20 protein-coding genes and 1 pseudogene are annotated in these 24,337 nt (G+C 47.5%); 19 read left to right on the top strand and 2 right to left on the bottom strand.

What is annotated here, in order from left to right; all coding sequences use genetic code 11:
- Positions 1–85: 85 nt before the first annotated feature.
- Positions 86–904, top strand: coding sequence for a zinc ribbon domain-containing protein (locus ARB69_RS02565; protein WP_055150904.1), 819 nt, complete (start codon positions 86–88; stop codon positions 902–904).
- A gap of 11 nt (positions 905–915) precedes the next feature.
- Positions 916–1,395 carry a signal peptidase II gene (locus tag ARB69_RS02560; RefSeq protein ID WP_055150739.1) on the top strand — a complete coding sequence of 160 codons (480 nt, stop codon included), beginning with the start codon at positions 916–918 and terminating at the stop codon, positions 1,393–1,395.
- On the opposite strand, the gene ARB69_RS02555 is transcribed toward ARB69_RS02560, so the two are convergent.
- Positions 1,376–2,308, bottom strand: coding sequence for a D-2-hydroxyacid dehydrogenase (locus ARB69_RS02555; RefSeq protein WP_055150736.1), 933 nt, complete (start codon positions 2,306–2,308; stop codon positions 1,376–1,378). The two genes, ARB69_RS02560 and ARB69_RS02555, sit on opposite strands and share 20 nt — an antisense overlap.
- Positions 2,309–2,520: 212 nt before the next feature.
- On the opposite strand from ARB69_RS02555, the gene nudC reads away from it, so the two are divergent.
- The 6 genes from nudC to ARB69_RS02525 all read left to right on the top strand — a co-directional run bounded on the left by nudC (position 2,521) and on the right by ARB69_RS02525 (position 7,800).
- Positions 2,521–3,357, top strand: coding sequence for an NAD(+) diphosphatase (gene nudC / locus ARB69_RS02550; protein ID WP_025655048.1), 837 nt, complete (start codon positions 2,521–2,523; stop codon positions 3,355–3,357).
- A 12-nt stretch (positions 3,358–3,369) separates the two neighbouring features.
- On the top strand, positions 3,370–3,792 hold the full coding sequence (locus ARB69_RS02545) for a bacteriohemerythrin (RefSeq protein ID WP_055150733.1): 423 nt from the start codon (positions 3,370–3,372) through the stop codon (positions 3,790–3,792).
- A gap of 182 nt (positions 3,793–3,974) precedes the next feature.
- Positions 3,975–4,880, top strand: a complete 906-nt coding sequence (locus tag ARB69_RS02540) for a DUF2935 domain-containing protein (RefSeq protein ID WP_055150730.1) — start codon at positions 3,975–3,977, stop codon at positions 4,878–4,880.
- An 11-nt stretch (positions 4,881–4,891) separates the two neighbouring features.
- Positions 4,892–5,863 (top strand): multicopper oxidase domain-containing protein, encoded by a 972-nt coding sequence (locus tag ARB69_RS27575; protein ID WP_055150727.1) that lies wholly within the window; start codon positions 4,892–4,894, stop codon positions 5,861–5,863.
- Between the two features lie 219 nt (positions 5,864–6,082).
- Entirely contained in the window at positions 6,083–6,790 is a 708-nt protein-coding gene (locus tag ARB69_RS27570; protein ID WP_242857508.1) for a hypothetical protein, read from the top strand.
- A gap of 155 nt (positions 6,791–6,945) precedes the next feature.
- The gene (locus ARB69_RS02525; protein ID WP_055150721.1) at positions 6,946–7,800 is read left to right on the top strand and encodes a YitT family protein; all 855 of its coding nucleotides are present in this window, start codon (positions 6,946–6,948) and stop codon (positions 7,798–7,800) included.
- An 85-nt stretch (positions 7,801–7,885) separates the two neighbouring features.
- Here ARB69_RS02525 and pepT read toward each other — a convergent pair whose 3' ends face one another.
- Entirely contained in the window at positions 7,886–9,106 is a 1,221-nt protein-coding gene (pepT, locus tag ARB69_RS02520; RefSeq protein WP_055150718.1) for a peptidase T, read from the bottom strand.
- 320 nt (positions 9,107–9,426) lie between these two features.
- Here pepT and ARB69_RS02515 point away from each other — a divergent pair, with 320 nt between their 5' ends.
- The 11 genes and pseudogenes from ARB69_RS02515 (at position 9,427) to ARB69_RS02470 (ending at position 24,331) form a co-directional block, all read left to right on the top strand.
- Positions 9,427–11,487 (top strand): efflux RND transporter permease subunit, encoded by a 2,061-nt coding sequence (locus tag ARB69_RS02515; RefSeq protein WP_207643109.1) that lies wholly within the window; start codon positions 9,427–9,429, stop codon positions 11,485–11,487.
- Positions 11,484–13,529 carry a hypothetical protein gene (locus ARB69_RS02510; RefSeq protein WP_055150715.1) on the top strand — a complete coding sequence of 682 codons (2,046 nt, stop codon included), beginning with the start codon at positions 11,484–11,486 and terminating at the stop codon, positions 13,527–13,529. Before ARB69_RS02515 ends, ARB69_RS02510 begins: the two co-directional genes overlap by 4 nt.
- A 9-nt stretch (positions 13,530–13,538) precedes the next feature.
- Positions 13,539–13,721: pseudogene (locus ARB69_RS28200) on the top strand (DapH/DapD/GlmU-related protein); the annotation flags it as partial.
- Positions 13,722–13,750: 29 nt separating this feature from the next.
- Positions 13,751–14,728, top strand: a complete 978-nt coding sequence (locus ARB69_RS02505; protein ID WP_055150712.1) for a Gfo/Idh/MocA family protein — start codon at positions 13,751–13,753, stop codon at positions 14,726–14,728.
- Between the two features lie 96 nt (positions 14,729–14,824).
- Complete coding sequence (locus tag ARB69_RS28195) at positions 14,825–14,959, top strand: TnpV protein (protein WP_083486998.1); 135 nt, start codon at positions 14,825–14,827, stop codon at positions 14,957–14,959.
- 648 nt (positions 14,960–15,607) lie between these two features.
- Entirely contained in the window at positions 15,608–16,990 is a 1,383-nt protein-coding gene (locus tag ARB69_RS02500) for an RNA-binding domain-containing protein (protein ID WP_055150709.1), read from the top strand.
- Between the two features lie 268 nt (positions 16,991–17,258).
- On the top strand, positions 17,259–17,489 hold the full coding sequence (locus tag ARB69_RS02490; RefSeq protein WP_055150703.1) for a hypothetical protein: 231 nt from the start codon (positions 17,259–17,261) through the stop codon (positions 17,487–17,489).
- Positions 17,490–17,834: 345 nt separating this feature from the next.
- On the top strand, positions 17,835–20,432 hold the full coding sequence (gene clpB / locus ARB69_RS02485) for an ATP-dependent chaperone ClpB (protein WP_055150700.1): 2,598 nt from the start codon (positions 17,835–17,837) through the stop codon (positions 20,430–20,432).
- On the top strand, positions 20,429–21,721 hold the full coding sequence (locus tag ARB69_RS02480) for a DNA polymerase Y family protein (protein ID WP_242857506.1): 1,293 nt from the start codon (positions 20,429–20,431) through the stop codon (positions 21,719–21,721). The genes clpB and ARB69_RS02480 overlap by 4 nt, the downstream gene beginning before the upstream one ends.
- Positions 21,718–22,731 (top strand): acyltransferase, encoded by a 1,014-nt coding sequence (locus ARB69_RS02475; RefSeq protein WP_055150697.1) that lies wholly within the window; start codon positions 21,718–21,720, stop codon positions 22,729–22,731. The genes ARB69_RS02480 and ARB69_RS02475 overlap by 4 nt, the downstream gene beginning before the upstream one ends.
- 139 nt (positions 22,732–22,870) lie before the next feature.
- Positions 22,871–24,331 carry a UDP-N-acetylmuramoyl-L-alanyl-D-glutamate--2,6-diaminopimelate ligase gene (locus ARB69_RS02470; protein WP_055150695.1) on the top strand — a complete coding sequence of 487 codons (1,461 nt, stop codon included), beginning with the start codon at positions 22,871–22,873 and terminating at the stop codon, positions 24,329–24,331.
- The last annotated feature ends 6 nt before the right edge of the window (positions 24,332–24,337 follow it).

Raw genomic sequence — 24,337 nt, 5'->3', positions numbered from 1 at the left:
TGAAGTTGGCATATTATGGGGTATAATGTATATAAATATGAATCCGTATGTGACAGGATTTAAATACGAAGGGAGATATACAGATATGAAATCATTTTTTGAGGACTTGGGCAGAAAAATCGGTGAAACAGCGGAAACAGTGACAAATAAAGCGGGGGAGGCAGTAGAGGTCCAGAGGCTGCGCAATCAGATCAGGGCGCTGGAACGTGGCAATGAGAGAGATTATGCTGAACTTGGGAAGATGGTTTATAACCATTATAAAGACGGCGAGGTAGTGGATTCAGAGGCCATCGGTATCTGTGATGCGATTCAGAACAGAGAGGAAAGCATCGGTAAGTATGAGCAGCAGATTTCGGATGTGAAAGGTGATGTTACCTGCGGAGGATGCGGTAAGTCAGTGGCAAAGGATATGGCGTTCTGTCCACACTGCGGATCAAAAGTTCCGGAGCAGGCTCCGGCTAAGGAGGGGGACTATGCAGACGCTGTGAAGGAAAAAGTCGTGGATATGGCCGGGAAAGTGAAAGAAAAAGCAGAAGCCGCCGCTGAAACCGTGAAGGAAAAGGCAGAGAGCACTGTGGAGTCCATAAAAGAAAAAGCAGGTACTACAGCTGAAAATGTGAGAGATAAGACGGAAAAAGCGGCAGATACTGCGAAAGAAAAGACAGAGGATGCAGCAGATACGATAAAAGAAAAGACAGTAAATGCAGCAGACACGATAAAAGAAAAGACGGAGAATGCGGCGGATACCGTAAAAGAAAGAACCGCGCAGGCTGCTGATGCAGTGAAGGAGAAGACCGCTGAGGCTGCCGGTACTTTAAAGGAAAAGGCAGAGGATGCGGCCGAGGCCGTCAAGGAAAAGGCAAAGGAAGCGGAAGAAAAAATAAAATCCATGACTGAAGAGTAGGGGGGAGCCCCATGATTATTTTGGTTTTAATGAGTCTGACGCTGAGCCTTGCGCTGATTGATATTGCGATAAAGTCTTATGTGGAAGGATATATGAATAAGGGCGAAGAGCGCACCGCATGTAAGGGCAGGATTCTGATCCGGAAGGTATATAATAAAGGGATGTGCCTGAACCTGTTCGAAGACCATCAGGACTTTGTGAAGGTATCCTCTGCCATCGTGACGATGCTGCTTACGATCTATCAGTGCATTACACTGGTCAGAAAGAGACATTACCTGAAAAAAGCGGGTCTGTCCCTGATGACAGCCGGAGCGTGGAGCAATACCTTTGACAGATGGATACGCGGCTATGTGATTGATTACGTTGGCTTTAAAACAAAATGGAAAAAAATCACCAGGATTACGTATAATCTCGGTGACTTTTTCCTGGCTACGGGGGCCGTGCTTATGATGCTGTCTTCGGTGTTTCATTTTAAGAAAAGAAGGAACTGATCTGTCCGGCAATGATTTCCATAAGGCGGGTACGGGATTCCACGCTCGCCCAGCCAATGTGGGGCGTGATGAGCAGCCGCCGGCTGTCCTGGATGGAACGCAGAGGACTGTCTTCGGACATGGGCTCTCTGGCCAGGACATCCAGGCCGGCGGCAGCGATCTGGTTCTGGTTTAGTGCGGCGGCAAGCGCATATTCCTCCACAATCTGGCCACGGCCGAGGTTCAGGAAAATCGCATGGGACCGCATTTTACGGAAAGCGGCCTCGTCCATCAGCCTTTCGGTATACTGGTTCAGAGGGGCATGTACGGAGACGATATCCGAGGACGCGAGGAGTGTCTCAAAGTCCACCTGCGAATAACCGGGCTGCGGCTGCGCGCCGGACGGGGAACAATAGATGACATGGGCGCCGAAAGCCTCCGCAATGGATGCCACCCTGCGGCCGATATTGCCCAGCCCGATGATACCCCAGGTCATTCCCTGAAGTTCATGGAAAGCCTCTGCAAAATGAGAGAATGAGGTGTCATTCACATAGCGGCCGCTTTTTACATAATTGTCATAGTAACTCAGTTTTTCCAGCAGATAGAAGAGCATGGCAAAGGTATGCTGGGCGACGGATTCCGTAGAATAGTCTGCAACGTTGCGCCAGGCAATGCCTCTCTTTTCGAGATATTTTTTATCCAGAACGTCCGTCCCCGTGGCCGTCACACAGATAAGCTTCAGGTGTTCTGCGGTGTGGATAGTCTGTTTGTTGATGGTGATTTTGTTTATAATGAGGACGTCTGCATCCTTCACACGTTCCGGTACTTCTGCGGAGGTGGAAAAGGGGTACTTGACAACTTCACCTAACTGGTCAAAACGTGAGAGGTCAATATCCTCCCCGATTGTTTTTGCATCCAGAAATACAATTTTCATAGTAAGCTCCTTTCTTTTTGCGGATGGTCTGTATTTAAACTCTGAAATTCCTTTTGTTACAGAAAAGAAACAGGTTCGTACGGCGAATGTACCGCAGAGCACGGATCGTAACACTATTATTTAACAGTTTTTGGGAGAAGTCAATATCCGGGGTGCAGCAATGGGAAAATGTGCTATTATAAATACGATAACTGGGAAAGCAGGTAAGACAAATGATACAGGATATTGCACCACACCAATACGATAACGGGTACAACCCGGTTCCCCCGGACAGGGACAGTATTGCCTTATATTATGAGGAACATACCGCATTGATAAAGAATACGGCGGAGGGAATTGAATTCCCGAGATTTGCAGATCTGGAGCGGCTTAATGAGGAGATATACGAAGAGTATACATATTTATTTTCCATAGATGAAGAACGCTACTATCTGGTAGAGGAGATCAACAGAGAACGGCTTTCAGCATTTACCATGGAGAATACGGAGATTTTCCGCAGGGCAGATCCTCAATACCGCGCATTTGCGGGGATAACCGGATATCAGCTGTATAGCTGGTACAAGAATCACAGGTATTGCGGGCACTGTGGTTCGTCGATGAAAAAAGATAAGAAAGAGCGGATGCTCTATTGTGAAGAGTGCCATAATATGGAGTATCCCAAGATATGCCCGGCGACGATTATCGGCGTGACCGACGGCAACCGGCTGCTGATGTCCAAATATGCCGGAAGGGCATATAAAAAATACGCACTTCTTGCAGGCTTTGTGGAAATCGGGGAGACCGTGGAGGAAACCGTGAAAAGAGAAGTCATGGAAGAGGTGGGGCTGAAGGTAAAGAATGTCAGGTACTATAAGAGCCAGCCATGGTCGTTCAGTGACACTGTGCTGATGGGTTTTTACTGTGATCTGGACGGAGACGATTCCATTACGCTGGATGAGGAAGAACTGGCCCTGGCAGAATGGTTTGAGCGGGAGGAGATTCCTGCGGGCCCCCAGAGAGACAGCCTGACAAACGAAATGATCATGAAGTTTAAAAATGGTGAGATTTAGGAGGAAAACAAGATGAGAGCAGAATTTGATGACAGCTTAGTAACAGGAAATGATATGATTGATTCACAGCACAAAGAACTGATTGATAAGATCAATAAGCTTCTGGAAAGCTGTGAGAGCGGAAAGGATAAGCTGGTGGCAATTAAGACGCTGGATTACCTTGCAGACTACACCGATTTCCACTTTTCAGCGGAGGAGAAGCTCCAGGAAGAGATTGAGTATCCGGGAATTGAAGAACATAAGAAGGAGCATGAGAAGCTCAGAACAGTTGTAAAAGAACTTTACGAGATGCTGGAGGAAGAAGAAGGGCCTTCCAATGCTTTTGTGGAGCAGGTGAATAAGAATGTGATTGAGTGGCTCTACAGGCATATCAAAGGGTTCGACAGATCGGTTGCTGAGTATAAATTCATGACGGGAAACAGTGAGCGTCTTTAGGGAAAAAGCTGTTTGAAAAAGAGTCTTGCAGAAATGCAGGACTCTTTTGGCGTTTGCGGAGAATGAATTTTGGAAAGATAATTCTATGTATGACAGCAGCTATTTAGGGGAGATTAAAACACGATATACTTTACTGCCGCATATATTAGGGTAACCCCTAATATAAAAAGGTATGACAGAGTATGGAAAATTATGCAGTATTATCTATAGAGACACATTTATTTTTTTCTAGAATTATGAAGGAACACAGCCTATTCCTTGAAGCGGGTTTCCCGTGCGTGGATAAAACATGGATTCAGAGAGCAGACTGGTTCAGACAGCAGTTTGAGAACTTGTTAAGAGATACAGTGCGTATTAGCAGTAATCGGGTCAATAGAATAATTTTGAAGTCCGGTGAGCTGGCGACAGAATTTACAGTACCGGCCGAGAGGCAGACGGAATACCTTAGCGGGATATCTATTGACAGTAGGATTACCTTGCAGGAATTTAATATCCGCCCGGGTTTTAATCTGCATGAGGGCAGGGATGCCACCAAGGCGGTCCATGCTATCAATAACAGAGCACTGCAGCTTTTAGACGGACTGATTGCATTTAAAGAAAATATATTGGACGAAGTCAGCAGGGGGGCATTGTTCAATGCAAATTACCCCCTGCTGATCGAGCATATTCTCAGGGAAGCTAAACTATACCGGGCTACAGTGGTGGAATTATTGAATGACAGGCAGCTTTCCTATAAAAATTTGAAAAAGACAGAAGAATTCTGGAACAGGATCATGATGGAGCACGCTTTATTTATCCGGGGATTGCTGGATCCTTCGGAAGCAGAATTAATTGTAACAGCAGATAAGTTTGCGATGGAATATAAAGAGCTTTTGGAAAGGGCAAGACAGCAGGATTGCCGGGCGGCGAATGGTCTGGCCAAAGCATCATTAAGCGAGACATTGAAATACCGTGAATTTAAAGCAGCTGGGACAGAGGGGATTCTGGATTGCAAAATCGTATCCATAATACTTCCTCTTCTTGCAGACCATGTACTGCGTGAAGCAAATCATTATATCCGGCTTTTGGAATCAGGCTGTGATCATTAGGAGGGAATATTATGGAACTATGCTGTTATCCAGATAAACAGAAACATCGTTTTTATGAAATAGAGGCAATTCAACTGCCTATTGTTTACAACAAATATGGCGATTATGATCCAGATGGGCTGTTATATGTATTAAAAAAAGATGCAGAGAGAATCCGGGAAGGGGCGATGCGCAATTTTTCATTAGTTCCGCCTCAGCCCTTTGAAGAAGTGAAACCCTTAGTTATACGGGCAAATGTCGGCGATGTGGTCACAATTATTTTTACGCACGCGATTAACCGCTCTTTGTCCATCCATGTGCAGGGGCTTGCCTATGATATACAGACATCTGACGGGACCAGTGTGGGATTTAACAAGGACTCCACTACGGTGAGACGGATTGAATATACATGGTACGCAACAAGGGAGGGAGTTTTTTCTTTTCGGGATATGGGGGATACCAGAAGTGGAGAAAAAGGGACCAATATACATGGGTTATTTGGGGCCATTATAGTAGAGGCACCGGAATCCGTATGGCTGGATCCTGAGACCGGGGACGAATTGCAAAGCGGGCTGTTCGCCGATATTTACCATCCTGTACACCCTTCATTCCGGGAATATGCGATCTTTTTCCACGATGAACTGGAGATTAAAAACAAAGACGGAAATCCGCCTGTTGACCCGCACACCGGCCTGCCGTCAAGCACAACGGCGATCAGCTACCGATCCGAACCTATGAGAAACCGTCTTCCTCTTACAGGTGGGCACGGAGATACGGGAGAGGACATCTCGATGAGTTCCTGGTTGTATGGAGATCCTGCACCGCCTATATTAAGGGCTTATGTAGGTGATCCGTCTAAAATACGTTTAATTCACGGCGGTGTCAAGGAGACACATGTATTCCATCTGCACAACCATCAGTGGAAGCTGGAGGGGGATAATCCGAGCTCTACGACTTTGGATTCTGTATCATTAAGCCCTCAGGAATGCTTCACGCTTGGCTAACAGATATTGTGGGATTTCATATCCATTTGGTTAAAGTTGACACCATTGTTTCAGATGGTGCGGCAAATGGCTGGAATAATATCGCAGGGGCAAGATAATATGAGACGCTGATAGAACGGTTTTTCCTGAACGCAGAGCTTCGGGCCGGGCGAGAGCAAAAAATATTTATGGTTTGCAAATAAGGAATACGGCTCCTGTATCATCCAATCATTTGGAGATTTGAGAAACCACAGATACCATGGGCTGTTTGGCGCTGTTATCATCGAACCGCCAGGTGCAAAATGGTATAGGAAGGATTCTGTGATTCATGCACTGCATGAAGAAGAGGCAGTTATTACCGCACCTGGAACGGATCCATTCAGGGAATGTGTGGTTATGATTCAGAGCGGAATCCGTATGCTGGATAAAACGGGGACTCTGGTACAGACCATAGTGGGAGACAATGGTGAACCTCCGGATGCGGAGGACACGGGAGAGAAGGGCTTTAATTACCGCTCCGAGAGGTTCGCAAACCGGCTGAAAAAAGATTGGAGAATTTCAAAGATATTCAGTAGTGTGATACATGGTGATCCGGCAACCCCTGTTTTTACCGCCTATCCCGGAGATCGGGTTGTTTTCAGAACCATGATGCCGGCAGATAAGCCGCGAAATACAAGCTTTGTTATTCACGGGTGTAAATGGAAAGAGCAGCCGGCTGGCCCCTATTCCAGGATTATCCCTGTGCAGGGGGCAGTCGGCATTGGGAATACTTTTAATATGGAGCTGATAGATCCTCCGTGCTGTCCGGGCGATTATCTTTATCGTTCAGGAAGCCTAAAATGGGATGTTGAATCCGGCATGTGGGGGATCTTAAGAGTACTGAAGCAGGGCTTTGGATGTAAATGCAGAAGCGCATGCAGGAAAATTGTGGATTGTGTGCGACGATAGATAACATGTCTGATAAGATGGCCGTGGTGTTGACAAATTGCTGAAGATGGATTAGACTAAAAACAGAGAAGAGCACACGCGAATTATATTTTATAATTTGTAGGTGTTCTTTTTTGTGCTTATTTGGGAATGCTATAGAGAATGAGGTGAAGCTTATGAAAAAAATGAATTTAAAAAAGTTGGCTTACGATATTATGATTGATGTTGTAGGCGGCATATTGATTGGGCTGGGAATTTATAACTTTGCAGCAAATGCCGCTTTCCCGTTGGCAGGTATTTCAGGTATTGCTCTGATTTTTTATCATTTATTCGGAATGCCGATCGGGTGGGTGACTATGCTGCTGAATGTGCCGATCGCCATCGGGTGCTACCGAACCCTGGGAAAGGGGTTCTTTGTGCGCTCCGTGAGAACGGTTATTATTACTTCCCTGATTATTGACTATGTAGCTCCGCTTTTCCCGGCATATTCAGGGGACCGGATGCTGGCGGCAATCTGTACGGGGATCTTTTCCGGACTTGGTTATGCAATGATATTTATGAACAACTCTTCGACAGGGGGGATGGATTTTATCACGGTCTCGATCAAAGTGAAACGGCCGCATCTGACTCTGGGGAGAATTGTATTTATTACGGATGCGATCATTGTGGCAGTCGGCGGGTATATTTTTAAGGATATAGACGGGACGATTTATGGATTTATTATCACTTATCTGCTGACATTTGTTATTGATAAGTTTATGTACGGTATTGATGCCGGCAAGATGACACTGATTGTGACGGAGAAGGGGCAGGAAGTTGCGGATAAGATTGACCATTACTCGGGAAGAGGTTCTACACTGCTGAAGGGAAGAGGGAGCTATTCGGGTATTGAGAAAGAAGTCGTGATGTGTGCCTGCAATAATAAGCAGATGTACGCGATCCGGAAAATGATCAGAGAGGTGGATCCCACTGCATTTACGGTCATAATGGAGTCGAATGAAGTTGTCGGGGAAGGGTTTAAGGAAGAGTAATTAATTTACTCTTTCCGGCCCTTTTTTATTTCTCTTCTTTTCAGGTAGATTGTATTATAATACATGGCATCACTGGTCTAACAGATTAAATGTCCGCATATATCTTGATGAGCTCAAGGACGATATCTGCCGCCAGATCCATTCCCTCTGCAGTAATATGCTCATAAGGGCCGTGGTATCCATGTCCGCCTGTTCCCAGGTTCGGGCAGGGCAGTCCCTTAAAGCTGAGCTGGGCGCCGTCTGTACCGCCCCGGATTGGAAGAATCAAGGGTGTGACACCTGCATTTTCGCAGGCTTTTTTGGCATGGTCTATGAGGTGCCTGCAGCCGTCTATAATCTCGGCCATATTGCGGTACTGCTGGGTGATTGTCAGTCTGACCGTATTGGGGCCCCACTTCTCATTCATCAGCTTTTCGATATGGCGCAGTGTCTGCTGACGCACCTCAAAGGAGGCTGCATCGTGGTCGCGTACAATATATTGGAGTCTGGCATGCCCTACCTCGCCGGACATGCTTACCAGATGAAAGAAGCCTTCGTAATCTTCCGTATCCCGGGGCGTATCTCCGGATGGAAGCATGGAGTTGATCTCCATGGCAACCAGGCTTGCATTGACCATGGTATCCTTGCTGGAACCCGGGTGGACATTCACTCCTTCTATCATAAAATCAGCTTTACATGCGTTGAAATTCTCGAACTGTATCTCGCCTTCTGTATCTCCGTCCAGCGTATAGGCATAATCCGCACCGAATTCCTCTACATTAAAGAGGGAGGCGCCGGCTCCGATCTCTTCATCGGGGGTAAAGGCAATGGAGAGCGGACCGTGGGGAATCCCCTCTGTATTCAAACGTTCGGCTACTGTCATAATTTCTGCAATTCCGGCTTTATCGTCCGCACCAAGTATGGTTGTCCCGTCACTGGTAATCAGAGTACGGCCCTTAAGGTCCGGCAGATAGCGGAACGTATCTGTACTGATTGTTCTGCCGCTTGTCCCCAGAACAAAGTCTTTTCCATCGTAATTTTCAGTAACGATGGGAATGATATCGTGGTCACAGAAATCGGAAACGGTATCCATATGCGCGATAAAACCGATCTTTGTTTTATCTTCATAGCCCGGTGAGGCGGAGAGATGCGCATAGACATAACCATGTTCATCCACCTTTGCATCAGACACCCCCAAGTCTTTCAGCTCCTGTACCAGCAGGCGGGCCAGATTGAACTGGCATTCACTGGACGGCACGGTTTTGCTGTTCTCATCGCTCGGGGTGCGGATGACAACATATTTCAAAAGTCTTTCATAAGATCTCATAATAACAGATCTCCTTTCCTGGTTCATGGGGGTTATTATAACACTTTTCTGAGGAAATATAAAGTTACTGTTAAGACCGTGCCGTGCACCCCGCTGCACGGCATCGGAGCCAACAAAGTAATGGTCTCGGGGCATCTGCCCATTTAAAGCCATTCTATAAACAATTGACGGCGGTATTCAAAGAAGGTAGAATGAAATTAGATATTGTCGGACAGGAGCGTGGAGTTAAAGCTGTTCCGATATAATACGGATTTGGAACCCTGAGATTTTGGTAGATCGTTCTGATGTAAGGCACGGGATGATTGGCGGGAGGTGGCTGCATGGAAAGAATGGCCCGCATGATTACAGGGCATCGGAAGCTGGTGGTGGGAATATTTCTTGTACTGGCTTGTTTGTGTGCTGTTCTTATGACGCAGGTGAAGGTGAACTACACATTGATCGACTATCTGCCGGAGGATGCGCAGTCAACGATGGCGCTTACTCTTATGCAGGATGAGTTTCACGAGGCAGTGCCCAATGAGAGAGTCATGGTGGAAAATATCACTGTAGTGCAGGCGCTGGAGTACAAGGCAGCGCTTGAAGCGATTGACGGGGTGGATTCTGTCATGTGGCTGGATGATGTGGTGAACTTGAAAGAACCGCTGGAGATGGCGGATCCGGAAACGGTGGAGGCCTACTATAAAGATGGGAATGCGCTTTTTAACGTGACCATTCATAAGGGAAAAGAGATGGATGCCACCCTTGCCGTCCGCGAACTGATCGGAGAAGAAAATGCGCTGGATGGAGATGCGGCTTCGAATGCATTTTCTCAGGAGATTTCGGTGAAGGAATCCATGAATGCCATGCTAATTCTGATTCCTATTATTATTGTGATTCTTCTGCTTACTTCTTCCTCCTGGATTGAACCGGTATTGTTTCTTGCGGCCATCGGGATTTCGGTGCTGGTCAATATGGGCAGCAATGTATTTCTGGGGGAGGTATCCTATATTACACAGGCAATCAGCCCAATCCTGCAGATGGCCGTCTCTCTGGATTATGCGATCTTTCTGCTGCATAATTTTGAGGAACAGAGAAAGCATACAGAGGATGCAAAGCTTGCGATGATGAGGGCCGTGAAACTGGCCTTTCCTTCCGTTGCAGCCAGTGCGGCGACAACCCTGTTTGGTTTTATGGCCTTGATGTTCATGCGGTTTCGGATCGGATCAGACCTGGGGCTGAACCTGGTTAAGGGGATTGTACTCAGCTATCTGTCGGTCATGGTATTTCTGCCCGCGCTGACGCTGTTATGCTGCAGGCTGATCGACAGGACGAAGCACAGGAAACTGCTTCCGGAGCTGAAAGGAGCAGGAACTCTGTTGCTGAAGATCCGTGTGCCGGCACTGATCCTGGTATTGCTGCTCGTCATTCCCTGCTATAAGGCGCAGTCTAAGTCCAGCTTTATCTATGGAATGGGAGAGGCGAATGCAGCCATGAAGCTGGGGCAGGACAGCCGGAAGATCAATGAGGTGTTCGGAAGGTCTGCTTCCATTGTACTGCTGGTTCCCAAAGAAGATCCAGCCAGGGAGCTTCTGCTGTGTAATCAGCTTGAGGAACTGGAACATGTAAACAGTGTGGTTTCCTATGTTACCAGCGTGGGAAATACAATTCCGTCCGGGTATCTGGATCGTGAGATTGTAGAGAATTTTTATTCGGAGCATTTCGCCCGGATCATTGTAAACGCGGATACAAGTGAGGAAGGGGAAGAGGCATTTTCACTGGTGGAAAAAGTGCGGGATACCACGGCGGCATACTATGATGAGGCGTATTCCTGCGGACAGAGTGCAAACCTTTTTGATATGAAACAGATCGTGTCCAGTGATACAAAGCTGGTTAACGGGCTGGCAGTAGCCGCAATAGCACTGGTACTGTTCCTGACATTTAAGTCCCTGCTCCTTCCCCTTCTCCTTCTTTTTATCATAGAAGCGGCGATATGGATCAACCTGTCCGTACCATATTTTGCGGGAAATTCGCTGGTGTATATCGGGTTTCTCGTCATCAATACGGTGCAGCTGGGAGCAACGATAGATTATGCTATTTTTATTACCAATAATTATTTGGGCAGGCGAAAGACGATGGGGAAAATGGAAGCCATCATAGAGGTGCTGAACCGGAACCTGATCGCGATCATGACCTCGGCGCTGATTCTTGCATCGGCCGGCTTCTGTCTGAAGCTGACGTCCTCCAATCCGATTGTTGCGGAGTTAGGGCTGCTGCTCGGGAGAGGCACGTTTCTTTCACTGGCGATGGTTGCGGCGATACTGCCGATGCTTCTGCTCTTATTTGACAGGGCAATCGAAGCGACAACATATCATGCCGCATTTTACAGGGAGGTAAAGCGATGAGAAGATGTAAGGAACAGATACACAAATTCGCAGTTTACTGTGGAACCAACGCCACGGCCTGTATGCCGGGAGCTTCTGTGAATATACGGAAATCTCTGTCATACGGCAGGAGATATGCAGCTGTATTTGCTGTGCTGACACTTGTGCTGTGTTCAGGGCCAAAGGAAGTGAAGGCCGCCGGAGAACAGAATGTGACAAAGGAGGAAGTCGTGTATGCATCCTTGGCGGCAGACGGAAAAGTAGATGACATCTATGTTGTGAATGCCTTTGATCTCCAGGAGGCTGGGCCGGTGGCTGATTATGGCGAGTACTCTCTGGTAGAAAATCTGACGGATACGAGTGAACTGGAATATAAAGGAAGCAGGGTGAGTGCGGATGCAGACAGCGGCAGATTCTATTATCAGGGCAATCTGGTCAGTAAAGAGCTGCCCTGGAATGTCCGGGTTACGTACAGGCTGGATGGAAAAGTGACTCCGCCTTCTAAGATGGGGGGAGCGGATGGACGGGTGGATATTACCATCCTCACCTCTGAAAATCCGAAGACAGAGGCATTGTTTTATGAAAAATATATGTTACAGGTTACCGTAACACTCGATACTTCCGTCTGCGATCACATTACCGCAGAGAATGCAACGATTGCAAATGCGGGAACGGATAAGCAGGTGACATTTACCGTGATGCCGGAGAAGGCCGGAAAGATGGAGGTGAATGCCGACGCCGCCGACTTTTATATGAAAGGAATCTCCATAGCGGCAGTACCGTTTTCAGCCGGGGCGGACATGCTGGATCTGAAAGAGATTGATAAACTGACGGAGGGGCTGGGAGAACTGGCGGAAGGGATAAAGGAATTGAACGGCGGGGCGGATCAGCTGATGAGCGGAGTGGATGCCTTTCAATCAGGAACGGCCGGGCTGAAGGCCGGCGCAGCACAGTTCGGCGACGGCATCCGGCAGTTAAAAGACGGGGCCGACGGACTTAGCAGCGGCGCGGGACTTCTGCAGTCTGGCTCAGGGGAATTCAGAAGCGGCCTGGAACAGGCGGCAGCAGGTTCAGAGGAACTGTTAGGCGGCTCTGCGCAGGTGAATCAGGCCCTTCAGCTGCTAAAAAGCGGAACCTCAGAGCTTAACAGCCTGGATCTGGCACAACTCCAGGCACTGCCGGACGGGCTGACGGCGCTGGCCGACGGTCTTGAGGCCATACAGGCGGGATATGCGGGGATGTTCGCAGCAATAGACCAGGTGGTGAATGCTTATCCTGTTACGGAGATACCGGATGCAGAACTGTACGCGGCACTGGGGGAACTGCAGCAATCGGAGAACATTTCACCGGAGACGCAGGCTGTCATCGGAAAGCTTGCAGGAAACTATGCTGCAGCCGCCGGATTATCGCAGACGTATGCCGGGGTCAGGCAGAGCGTTGAGCCTTTGCAGGAGAGCACGGCCCAGGTGATACAGAGTATGCGGGATATGGCGGCAGGGCTTGGACAGCTTAAGGATGCGGATCCCGACAGCCTGAAAGACCTGGCAGGAGGAATAGCCGGGCTGTCAGACCAGTATGCCCAATTCCACCAGGGGCTTGAAGACTATCTGGGCGGTGTAGAGGATCTCGCCGGGGGCTATGGGCAGATCGACGATGGGATCCGGGGCGTAGCAGAAGGGAGTGCAGACCTGGCAGGAGGCATGAAGCAAACGGAAGAGGGCGCGTCAAAACTTCTGGGGGGCGCAGATGCACTGGACAGCGGCGCGGCTGCACTGGCGGACGGGATGTCTCAGCTGAACGGAGGATTAAAGGTTCTCAGGGATCAGACATCGGGAATGCCGGATGAGGTGAAAAAAAGTATAGATGAGATGCTGGAGACCTACCGGAATTCCGATTTCACACCGGTTTCTTTTACCTCGCCTGAAAATAAGAATGTAAAATCCGTACAGTTTGTATTTGCAGCGGACGGGATACAAAAGCCAAAAGCGGCAGCGACACAGAAGGAAGAGGCAGAGAAAGAAGGATTCTGGGAAAAATTACTGGGATTATTTAAATCGAGATAGTGTAAGCAGGTACAGCCGGCTCCGGTTGTAGTAGGAGATAACGTGTGGATAGGCGTCGGGGCAATCATTATGCCTGGGGTGGTTATTGGGGATAATGTAGTAATCGGAGCGGGCAGTGTCGTAACAAAAGATATACCGGACAATGTGATTGCGTATGGTGCGCCATGCAGGACCATCCGTGAAAACAGATAGCGTACGGAAATGAGAAAGGGGATTTGCGGATGAAAAGATATAATTGGGCGGTACTGGGATGCGGCGATATCGCAGGCCAGATGGCCGAGGCGATGAAGAGCCTGGGCAGGGCATTTTACGGGGCCGCAAACCGTACACAGGAAAAAGCAGTGGAATTTGCAGAGAAATATGGCGTAGAGAAGGTATATGGCCGGATCGATGAGATATTTGAGGATGATCGTGTAGATATTATCTATATTGCCACCCCTCATAACACACACAGCCAATATATGCAAAAGGCGCTCCGTGCAGGAAAACACGTACTCTGTGAGAAATCAATTACCCTGAACTCAAAGGAGCTGGAAGAGGCGGTGAAACTGGCTGAGGATAATCATGTTGTCCTGGCTGAGGCGATGACAATATACCACATGCCGGTGTATAGGCGGCTCAATGAGATCATTGCATCCGGCCGGCTGGGAAGTTTGAGGCTGATCCAAATGAATTTTGGATGTTATAAGGAATATGATATGAAAAACCGCTTCTTCAATCCTGACCTTGCAGGCGGAGCAATGCTGGATATTGGAGTCTATGCACTTTCTTTTGTCAGGTGGTTTATGTCATCCAGACCAGAAGAGATTGTATCACAGGTGAAATTCGCGCCTGCCGGCGTGGACGAACAGGCCAGCATATTGCTGAAAAACAAGGAAGAAGAGATGGCTGCTGTTATTTTATCTATGCATGCCAGACAGCCCAAGCGGGGAATGGCGGCATTTGACAAAGGGTATATTGAAATATATGAGTATCCCCGGGGAGTGGAAGCGGTCATTACTTATACGGAAGACGGAGCGGCGGAAGTGGTCAGGACAGGCGAGAAGGAACATGCTCTTGTATATGAGGTGGAGGACATGGAGGCGGCTGTTTCCGGTGAAGAAAATGTCATGCACTTAGATTATACAAAGGATGTTTTGGAAATGATGACTGCCGTGCGGTATGAATGGGGGATGAAGTATCCGGAAGAAAATCCTTGAAAGCATAGAAGATATTAAGACGGGAAAAGGCAGGGAATACAACGACTTCTTTGATAAATTGAAAAGAAAATATAGGCATATATAAAACAGATCATTATGTGTAATATCTCATTTCTTCGGAGAAGCTATCTGAAAGAACACTGCAGGGCGAGATACCAGAGTTTGCTCTTGCAGGATAAGCTGGGAGAGCATTTGATTGAGGTAGACAGAGCTGCAAGGGAACGGGGGTAGCTGTATGTTGACCGGAAGGAGAAGCTGCAGGAGGATCCCTATTTAGAAACAAGGGAAAAGGAAGATGCCTTTCTGGACAGCCTGTTTTCCAAATTTGAAAAGCGACTGGAAAATGCAGTGCCGCTTATGATTGCAGGGCATGTGTTCCAGCTTTTGCAGCACGTTCCAAGAGGAGCGGATTCAGAAAATACTGGAAAGTAGGATTATGAAAAAGAAAACAATAACCTTCAAACCAATCAGGTCCGGGAGATGCAGAAGCAGCAGGAGATTGAAGAAGCTGAAGACGCAGCGTTGGATTTGGCCGACAGCTTTTAAGACTGCCAGAAATTATCATCAAATGGCATGATAGAAAGAAAATGACAGTAAAAATACAAGTAACAGCAGTGCGTAGAACCGGGACAGGAGCGATCAAAGACATTGCCGCTATTTCCATTGGAAATCTGGGATTTACTTGTAACTTACACGGGCTGGGCAACTATTGCCATTGCACTGGCAGGGGCAGTGAGAATAGAATCCTATTTGGTTTTGATAATTTGATAGGTTTTTAGAATATTTTTTCGAAAAATGCACAAAATATTCCAAACTTTATTCCCAATGTGTTATAATACAAAAAGTTGGGAATAAAAGTTGGGAAAAGGATGATGATTTATGAATCTCAAGAAATTAGTTTTAGACTTATGTGCGTATGACGATGAACAGGAATGGTTTGAATTTAAAGAAAATTGGTTTCAACCGGAAGGCTTGGGCGAATATGTATCAGCCCTGTCAAATACAGCAGCATTTCATTATAAGGCTCAGGCATATTTTGTATGGGGCGTTAATGATGAAACTCATGAAATTGTTGGTACAACATTTAATCAGTATTGCGACCATAACAAAGAACCATATCAAAATTTTTTGGCAAGAAATCTGTCTCCGAGCATCAATTTTTCGTTTGAGGAAATAACTATAAATGATAAGAGAGTTGTTGTTTTAGTGATTCCTGCTGCAGAAGAAATTCCGATAGCTTTTAAAGAAAAGCGATATATTCGTATTGGTTCTTCTAAAGCAAATTTGAAAGATTATCCGAAAAGGGAAATCCAGCTGTTCAAAATTCTGGACGGAAGAATGGAGACCATTGAAACATTACCGGCGAAATATCAGGAACTGACATTTTCAAAATTATTTGGATATTATGGTTCAAAAGGAATTGTACTAAATGAGAAAACCTTTGAAAAAAATCTTGGATTAAGAAATAAAGATGGAGAATATAACCTGTTGGCACAGTTGCTTTCGGATAATTCACATTTTCCATTAAGGGTGTCAATTTTTGAAGGAGAGACAAAAGGCTCCAATTTATTTTCTGTAAGGGAATTTGGCAATAACTGTCTGCTTTATAGTTTGGATGAGATTTTAAGATATGCGGATGTATTAAATTTGATTCAGACAGATGAGAGCGAGCGTGTAGTGGAACGTACGGAAATACCATTGTTCGATAATAAAGCCTTTAGAGAAGCAATCATAAATGCTATTTTGCATAACCTATGGATAAGTGGAAACGAGCCAATGATTACTGTATTTTCAGATAGAATAGAAATCCTATCAAGAGGAACACTGGCACCGGCGCAGACTTTGGAAGGCTTTTTCCTGGGAGAATCAATCCCTGTAAATGAAAAGCTATCAGAAATTTTTCTTCAGCTTCATATTAGTGAAAAATCAGGTCGTGGTGTGCCTAAGATTATTGAAACATATGGGAAGGAAGCATTTACCTTTAGAGAAAACTCGATTGTTGTTACAATCCCACTACAGCGAATAAAAAAAGTTGGGAATAAGGTTGGGAAAAGAGTTGGAAATAAAAAAGAATTAAATACAAGAAGAGAAAGAATCATAACAGAAATAAGAGATAATCCGAACATTACTGCCAGAGAATTGCATCAAATACTGGGGATTAGTGAAACAGCAGTAGAAAATAATTTATCATTTTTGAAAAAAAATGGATATGTGGAAAGAGTTGGTTCTAAAAAGACCGGTTATTGGAAAGTTCTCGAGTAAGCATTAAAACAGACATGTACTCGTTGAAAAACAGATTACGGAAGAAATAAATCGAAAATATGAAGAAGTATACAGCAGCAACTGGAACAGCAGAGAGCAGCCACACCTGCTGCCGCTGCTTCCGATGTAAGCAAAATTCAGAGTACAATCCCGGTTCCGCATACTGCAATTCTTCTTTCCAAAATGGGTGTTAGTTTTATTATGCAAGGTCCTCCTGGAACCGGTAAGAGCCAGACAATTACGAATATTATTGCAGAGGCTTTGGCTGATGGAAATCAACAAGGAACAGTACGCTTCCTTGCTGTACTCTATTTCTGCATTTGAAAAGGCATTGCAAAACCTGGATGGCCCGATGTCTGAGAATCCATGGTATATGACAAAGGCAACGTCTTCCGGACAAATGTACAAGCAGCAGCTTATGGCAGCTACAGGCGCACTGTCGAATCTCGGCTTTAACACCGATTTCTCTATGGCACCAATCACAAATGGGGCACTCTAATATCGGAGTGACGATGGACGTTTACAATCATATTACCGAAATGAGTCGTGTAGAAACGGAAATTGCAAAACTGGATACTGCTAGGGCTGTGGTGTAAATGGTGCAACATGGGTGTACAGAAATTTCCCGTACACCAAAACAAAAAGATTTGGTGTAAATTTGGTGTAAAAATGATAAAATGAGTGCTTTTTGAAATTGCAGATGCGCTGTGAAGCCAGTGTTTATAAGGCTTCACAAAAAATATATGGGAAATTAGCACTCACTACTTGACAGTGCTAATAATAAATGGTATTGTTATATTTGTAGTAGAACAACAAGCTCTAAACCGACAAAGGAGGTCTTTCTATGAATATAAATAAATTTACCCAGAATTCTCTTCAGGCAGTCCAGAACTGCGAAAAAATTGCGTACGATTACGGCAATCAGGAGATTGCGCAGGAGCACCTGCTTTATGCGCTGGTAACGCAGAATGACAGTTTGATATTAAAATTACTTGAAAAAATGAATATACAGGGCGCCCTCTTTATAAATCGTGTGGAGGAAGCCTTGGCTAAACGTCCGAAGGTACAGGGCGGCCAGGTTTTTGTAGGGCAGGATCTGAATAACGTCCTGATCCATGCCGAGGATGAGGCGAAGCAGATGGGCGACGAGTACGTGTCCGTGGAGCATCTCTTCCTGGCTCTGTTAAAGTATGCCAGCAGGGAACTGAAAACACTGTACAAGGAGTTCGGCATCAACCGGAACAACTTTTTACAGGCGCTGTCCACCGTGCGGGGGAACCAGAAGGTGACCAGCGACAATCCGGAGGCGACCTACGATACGTTGAATAAGTATGGCCAGGATCTGGTAGAGCGTGCCAGGGACCAGAAGCTGGATCCGGTCATCGGCCGCGACGAGGAGATCCGTAATGTAGTCCGGATACTTTCACGTAAGACAAAGAATAATCCGGTTCTCATCGGCGAGCCCGGCGTTGGTAAGACGGCTGTAGTAGAGGGGCTGGCGCAGCGTATCGTCAGGGGTGACGTACCGGAAGGACTGAAGAATAAGACCATCTTCTCTCTGGACATGGGCGCCCTGGTTGCAGGGGCAAAATACAGAGGAGAGTTCGAAGAGCGTCTGAAAGCGGTTCTGGAGGAAGTGAAGAACAGCGACGGACAGATTATTCTCTTTATCGATGAGCTGCACACAATTGTAGGCGCAGGCAAAACCGACGGCGCAATGGATGCAGGCAACATGCTGAAGCCAATGCTGGCACGAGGGGAACTGCACTGTATCGGTGCCACCACTCTGGATGAATACCGCCAGTACATTGAAAAAGATGCTGCGCTGGAACGCCGTTTCCAGCCGGTTATGGTAGAAGAGCCAACGGTGGAGGATGCAATCTCCATTTTGAGGGGCTTAAAGGAACGGTATGAAGTCTTCCACGGCGTAAAGATTACAGACAGCGCCCTAGTAGCGGCTGCGATGCTGTCTAACCGCTATATCTCCGACAGGTTCCTGCCCGACAAGGCGATTGACCTGGTGGATGAAGCATGCGCGCTGATCAAGACGGAGCTCGATTCCATGCCCACAGAGCTGGACGAACTGCGCCGCCGGATCATGCAGCTGGAGATCGAGGAAGAGGCGTTGAAGAAAGAGGAGGACCGTCTGAGCAAAGAACGTCTGGAACATCTGCAGGAAGAGCTGGCCGGTTTGAACGAGGAGTATGCGGGCAAGAAGGCGCAGTGGGATAATGAGAAGGCCTCCGTAGAAAGAGTCCAGAAGATCCGAGAAGAGATCGAGCAGGTGAACAAGGATATCCAGAAGGCGCAGCGGGAGTATGACCTGAACCGGGCAGCGGAACTGCAGTACGGGCGGCTGCCGCAGCTGCAGAAACAGCTGGAAGAGGAGGAAGATAAGGTCAGGGAGAAAGAGCTGTCGTTGGTACACGAGGCCGTCACTGACGAAGAGATCGCTAAGATCATTTCCAGATGGACGGGAATCCCGGTAGCCAAGCTGAATGAGAGCGAGAGAAGCAAGACGCTCCATCTGGGCGATGAGCTGCATAGGCGCGTCATCGGACAGGATGAGGGCGTGGAACTGGTGACAGAGGCAATTATCCGCTCCAAAGCGGGTATTAAGGATCCGTCAAAACCGATTGGCTCCTTCCTGTTCCTTGGGCCTACCGGAGTTGGCAAGACGGAGCTTGCCAAGGCGCTGGCGGAGAGCCTGTTTGATGATGAGAACAACATGGTGCGTATCGATATGAGCGAGTATATGGAGAAGTTTTCCGTATCCAGGCTGATCGGGGCGCCTCCGGGATATGTAGGATATGACGAGGGCGGCCAGCTGACGGAAGCTGTCAGAAGGAAACCATATTCCGTTGTCTTATTTGATGAGATTGAGAAAGCCCACCCGGATGTGTTCAATGTGCTTCTGCAGGTGCTGGACGATGGGCGTATCACGGATTCCCAGGGGCGGACCGTGGACTTTAAGAATACGATTCTGATCATGACCTCCAACCTGGGAGCCAATTATCTGCTGGAGGGAATCGGGGAAGACGGAACCATAGACGCGGCGAGCCAGGAGATGGTAATGAACGAACTGCGCGCACGGTTCAGACCGGAATTTTTGAACCGTTTGGATGAAATCATTATGTTTAAGCCATTGACGAAAGACAATATTTATGCCATCATTGACTTATTAACAGCAGATGTCAACAAGAGGCTTGCCGATAAAGAACTTTCGATCGAAGTGACAGATGAGGCCAGAAATTACATCGTTGAGGGCGGATATGACCCGATGTACGGTGCAAGGCCGCTGAAGAGATATCTGCAGAAGAATGTAGAGACACTGGCGGCAAAATTGATACTGGCGGGAAATGTAGGAAGAGGAGATGCTATCTTAATCGATGTTGCCGGCGGAAAATTAGAAGCACGTGTGAAAGGACAGCTGGTTTCATGACACCCATCATTTTCCATATCGATGTCAATTCCGCATATCTGAGCTGGACGGCGGTAGAACAACTGAAACATGGTGCAAAGCAGGACATGAGGCTTGTGCCGGCCATTATAGGCGGTGACCAGAAGGCGCGCCGGGGTGTGGTGCTGGCCAAGTCCATTCCTGCAAAAAAATACGGCATTCGCACGGGGGAACCTGTTGCGAATGCCTTTCGTAAGTGTCCGAATCTGGTGATGGCGCCGCCTGATCATAAGATGTACAGGGAAAAAAGTGCACGGCTGATGGAGTACCTGAAGGCATTTACAACCGAGATCGAGCAGGTCAGTGTGGATGAGTGCTATGTGGATTTTACGGGGATTGCATGGAAATATCCGTCTCCTATAGATGCGGCACTGGTGATCAAGGACGGGATAAAAGAAAAGTTCGGGTTTACCGTCAACATTGGGATTTCCTCAAATAAACTGCTTGCGAAGATGGCATCCGATTTTGAGAAGCCGGACAAGGTGCACACCCTGTTTCCCGAAGAAATCCGGATAAAAATGTGGCCGCTGCCCATCGGGGAACTTTATATGGCGGGGCGTTCCAGCGTGGAGACACTGAAAAAGCTGGAGATATACACCATTGGGGACCTGGCGCAGGCAGATCCGGAATTGATCAGCCTCCATATGAAAAGCCACGGGCGGATGCTGTGGGAGTTTGCCAATGGAATTGATGATTCCCGTGTACAGTCGGAGCAGGCAGAGGCAAAGGGGATCGGTAATTCCACAACGCTGCCGGAGAATGCCGAGACAGCGGAGGAAGCGAAGGCAGTTCTGCACGAACTGGCGCAAAGTGTGGGGAGGCGCCTTAGAAAAGCCGGCCAGAAGGCCAATATGGTCAGTATGGAGATCAAATACCATGACTTTCAGCGTATTTCCCATCAGAAGCAGCTGGACAAGCCTTCCCATGAAGACGAAGTACTGTATGAGGCTGCCTGCAGGCTGTTTGACGAGACGTGGGATGGAGAACCGATCCGTCTTCTCGGAATTCGAACGGCAAAGCTTGTCGTTGCGTCCGAACCGGTGCAGCTTTCCATCTTTGATATTGAGATGCCGAAGCCTCCGGATGAAAAGCACCGAAAGCTGAATCAGGCGATGGAGGAGATACGGGCGAAATACGGAAAAGATGCGGTGGTAAAGGCGAGCCTGATGAAAAAGGGCGGCGTACAGAAAAAAGGAGCACGAAAAGACGGAAACAGCGCCGGAAACGGGGAGAACGGCGGCAGGAAGAAAGATACAGGAAGTAAAATATGAAGAACAAGAACTACAACATGGAACTGATCAGAACCGTCTCATTTGTGATGGTTATTATCATACACGTTACCAATTATTTTTGCAGGGCATACACGGAAATAGGCAGGGGAGAATATCTGTTTTCCCTGCTGCTGGATACTGTGTCCAGGGTCAGTGTGCCCTGCTTTTTCATGCTCAGCGGAGCCCTGCTGCTGGGACGGTCGGAAAGTCTGCGCAAGAACGGGAAACGTCTGCTGCGTTTTTTTATCGTACTGGTATTTTGGAGCATTGTTTATTATTTCTTTAATATATATTATATGGAGACGCCTTATGATCTGCGGGATCTGCTTTATATTCCCACGGAGCCGCATCTGTGGTACCTGTATGCGATGATTCCCATTTACCTGGTGCTGCCCTTTTTCCAGATCATGTGCAGGGGGATGAATGCCAGGATGGATAAAGCGTTTTTGCTGATGGGCAGCCTCGCGGCAGTATTTATGTACTTTTCTTCACTTCTGCATGAGGAGCCGTATTATGATCTGCCGATCATCGGGGACAGGGTGTATGCGTTTTATTTTTTTCTTGGATATCTTATCCATAAATACCGGGAAAAACTAAAGGGCAGGGAACCGCTGCTCCTCGGGGTATTTCTGGGAAGTACGGCATTGAATCTGGCGCTGACCGCCTGGAAGTCGTCCGCTCAAGGGGAGCACTTTGAGCGGTTTCTGGAATATGGATGCCCGCTGGTGATCACGGCGGGAGGCGCTTTTTTTGCTTTTATGATCCTGCTTGGCGGCGGAAATATCAGGCTGAAGGAGAGGACAAAAAGGGCGGTTGATACCTGGTGCGCAAGCTCTTTTGGAATCTATCTGATCCATATACTATTTCTGGATACTTATAAAAAATATGTGGATCCGGGGCAGATCAGCGCATGGACTGCCGTGCCCGGACTGACAGCAGGCATATTGATCCTTTCCTTTGTTTGCATACACTTCATACGAAAATTGCCGTTTGGCAAGTATATTTCATAAAGAATTCACAGGAGAATTTTGCAACCGGAGGCTGTTTGTGTTATTCTATGGTAGGTAAGTTTTTTCAGTACATCGTAAAATTACGTCCGGGAAGCGGGCGTCAATTGGACAGACGATGTACCAGTCAGGAGGAGTAAACATGAAACTGAATCAGTTATTAGAACGTTTAGAATACGAAGTCGTACAGGGAAGTGATGAGGCAGAGATTACCACATTCATCAATGATTCCAGAAAAGTAGAAGAGGGATCCGCATTTGTCTGCATCAGCGGAGCCGTTGTGGACGGACACGATTTTATCGGTGAAGTGGCCGGCAAAGGGGCGGCAGCCGTGATTGTGGAGCGGGAGGCGGATGCGCCGGAGGGAATGACCGTGATCCGGGTAAGGGATACCCGCTATGCGCTGGCGCTGATGTCGGCCGCTTATTTTGGTTATCCGGCGGATAAGATGAAGATTATCGGAATTACCGGAACAAAGGGGAAGACTACAACAACTTATTTGATCAAGTCCATTTTGGAAAGGGTTGGCCATAAAGTGGGGTTGATCGGAACCATAGAGGCGATTATAGGGGATGAGAAGATCCCGGCCGCGAACACGACTCCGGAATCCTATACGATCCATCAGTACTTTGCAAAAATGGTGGAAGCAGGCTGCGACTGCGTTGTGATGGAGGTGTCTTCCCAGGGCCTGATGCTGCACAGGACCGCTGGGATCGACTTTGAAATCGGAATTTTCACCAATCTGGGTAGAGACCATATTGGGCCCAATGAGCATAAGGATTTTGAGGATTATAAGAGATGCAAAGGGCTTTTGTTCCAGCAGTGCAGGCTGGGTATAGCCAACGTGGACGACGAATATTTTGCAGATGTCTTTTCTAAGGCAACGTGCAGGGTGGAGACCTTTGGGTTTTCCGAAAAAGCGGATCTGCGCGCAGAAGATACGCATCTTGTGTCCAGGCCGGGGTACCTGGGAGTCGCCTATCATGCGGCAGGACTTATGGATTTTGATGTGGAAATCGACATTCCGGGCAAGTTCAGTGTTTACAACTCACTGACTGCCATTGCGGTGTGCAGGCATTTCCAGGTGCCCGGAGAGCAGATTCAAAAGGCTCTGAAGGAGGCCAATGTAAAGGGGCGCATTGAGATGATCCCGGTGTCGGATGAGTTTACGCTGATGATCGACTATGCCCACAACGCTATGAGCCTGGAAAGCCTTCTTACAACGCTGAAGGAATATGAGCCGGCGCGGCTTGTCTGCCTGTTTGGCTGCGGAGGCAACCGTTCCAGGGACCGCCGTTATGAGATGGGGGAAGTGTCCGGAAGGCTGGCAGATCTCTCCATTATCACTTCCGACAATCCGAGATTTGAGGAACCCCAGGCGATTATAGATGATATTAAAACGGGGATACAAAGGACTGACGGGAAATATGTGGAGATCTGTGACAGAAAAGAGGCAATCAAATATGCGATTGAGCATGGACAGCGCGGCGATGTGATTGTGCTGGCTGGGAAGGGCCATGAGGATTATCAGGAAATCAAAGGTGTAAAGTATCCCATGGATGAGCGGGTGCTGATCCGGGAAGTTCTGGAAGAATTAAAGTAGGTGAAT

The organism is Faecalicatena contorta, from assembly GCF_001404335.1.
Taxonomy (GTDB): Bacteria; Bacillota; Clostridia; order Lachnospirales; family Lachnospiraceae; genus Faecalicatena; species Faecalicatena contortus_B.
This window is presented reverse-complemented; position numbering and strand designations above follow the sequence as displayed.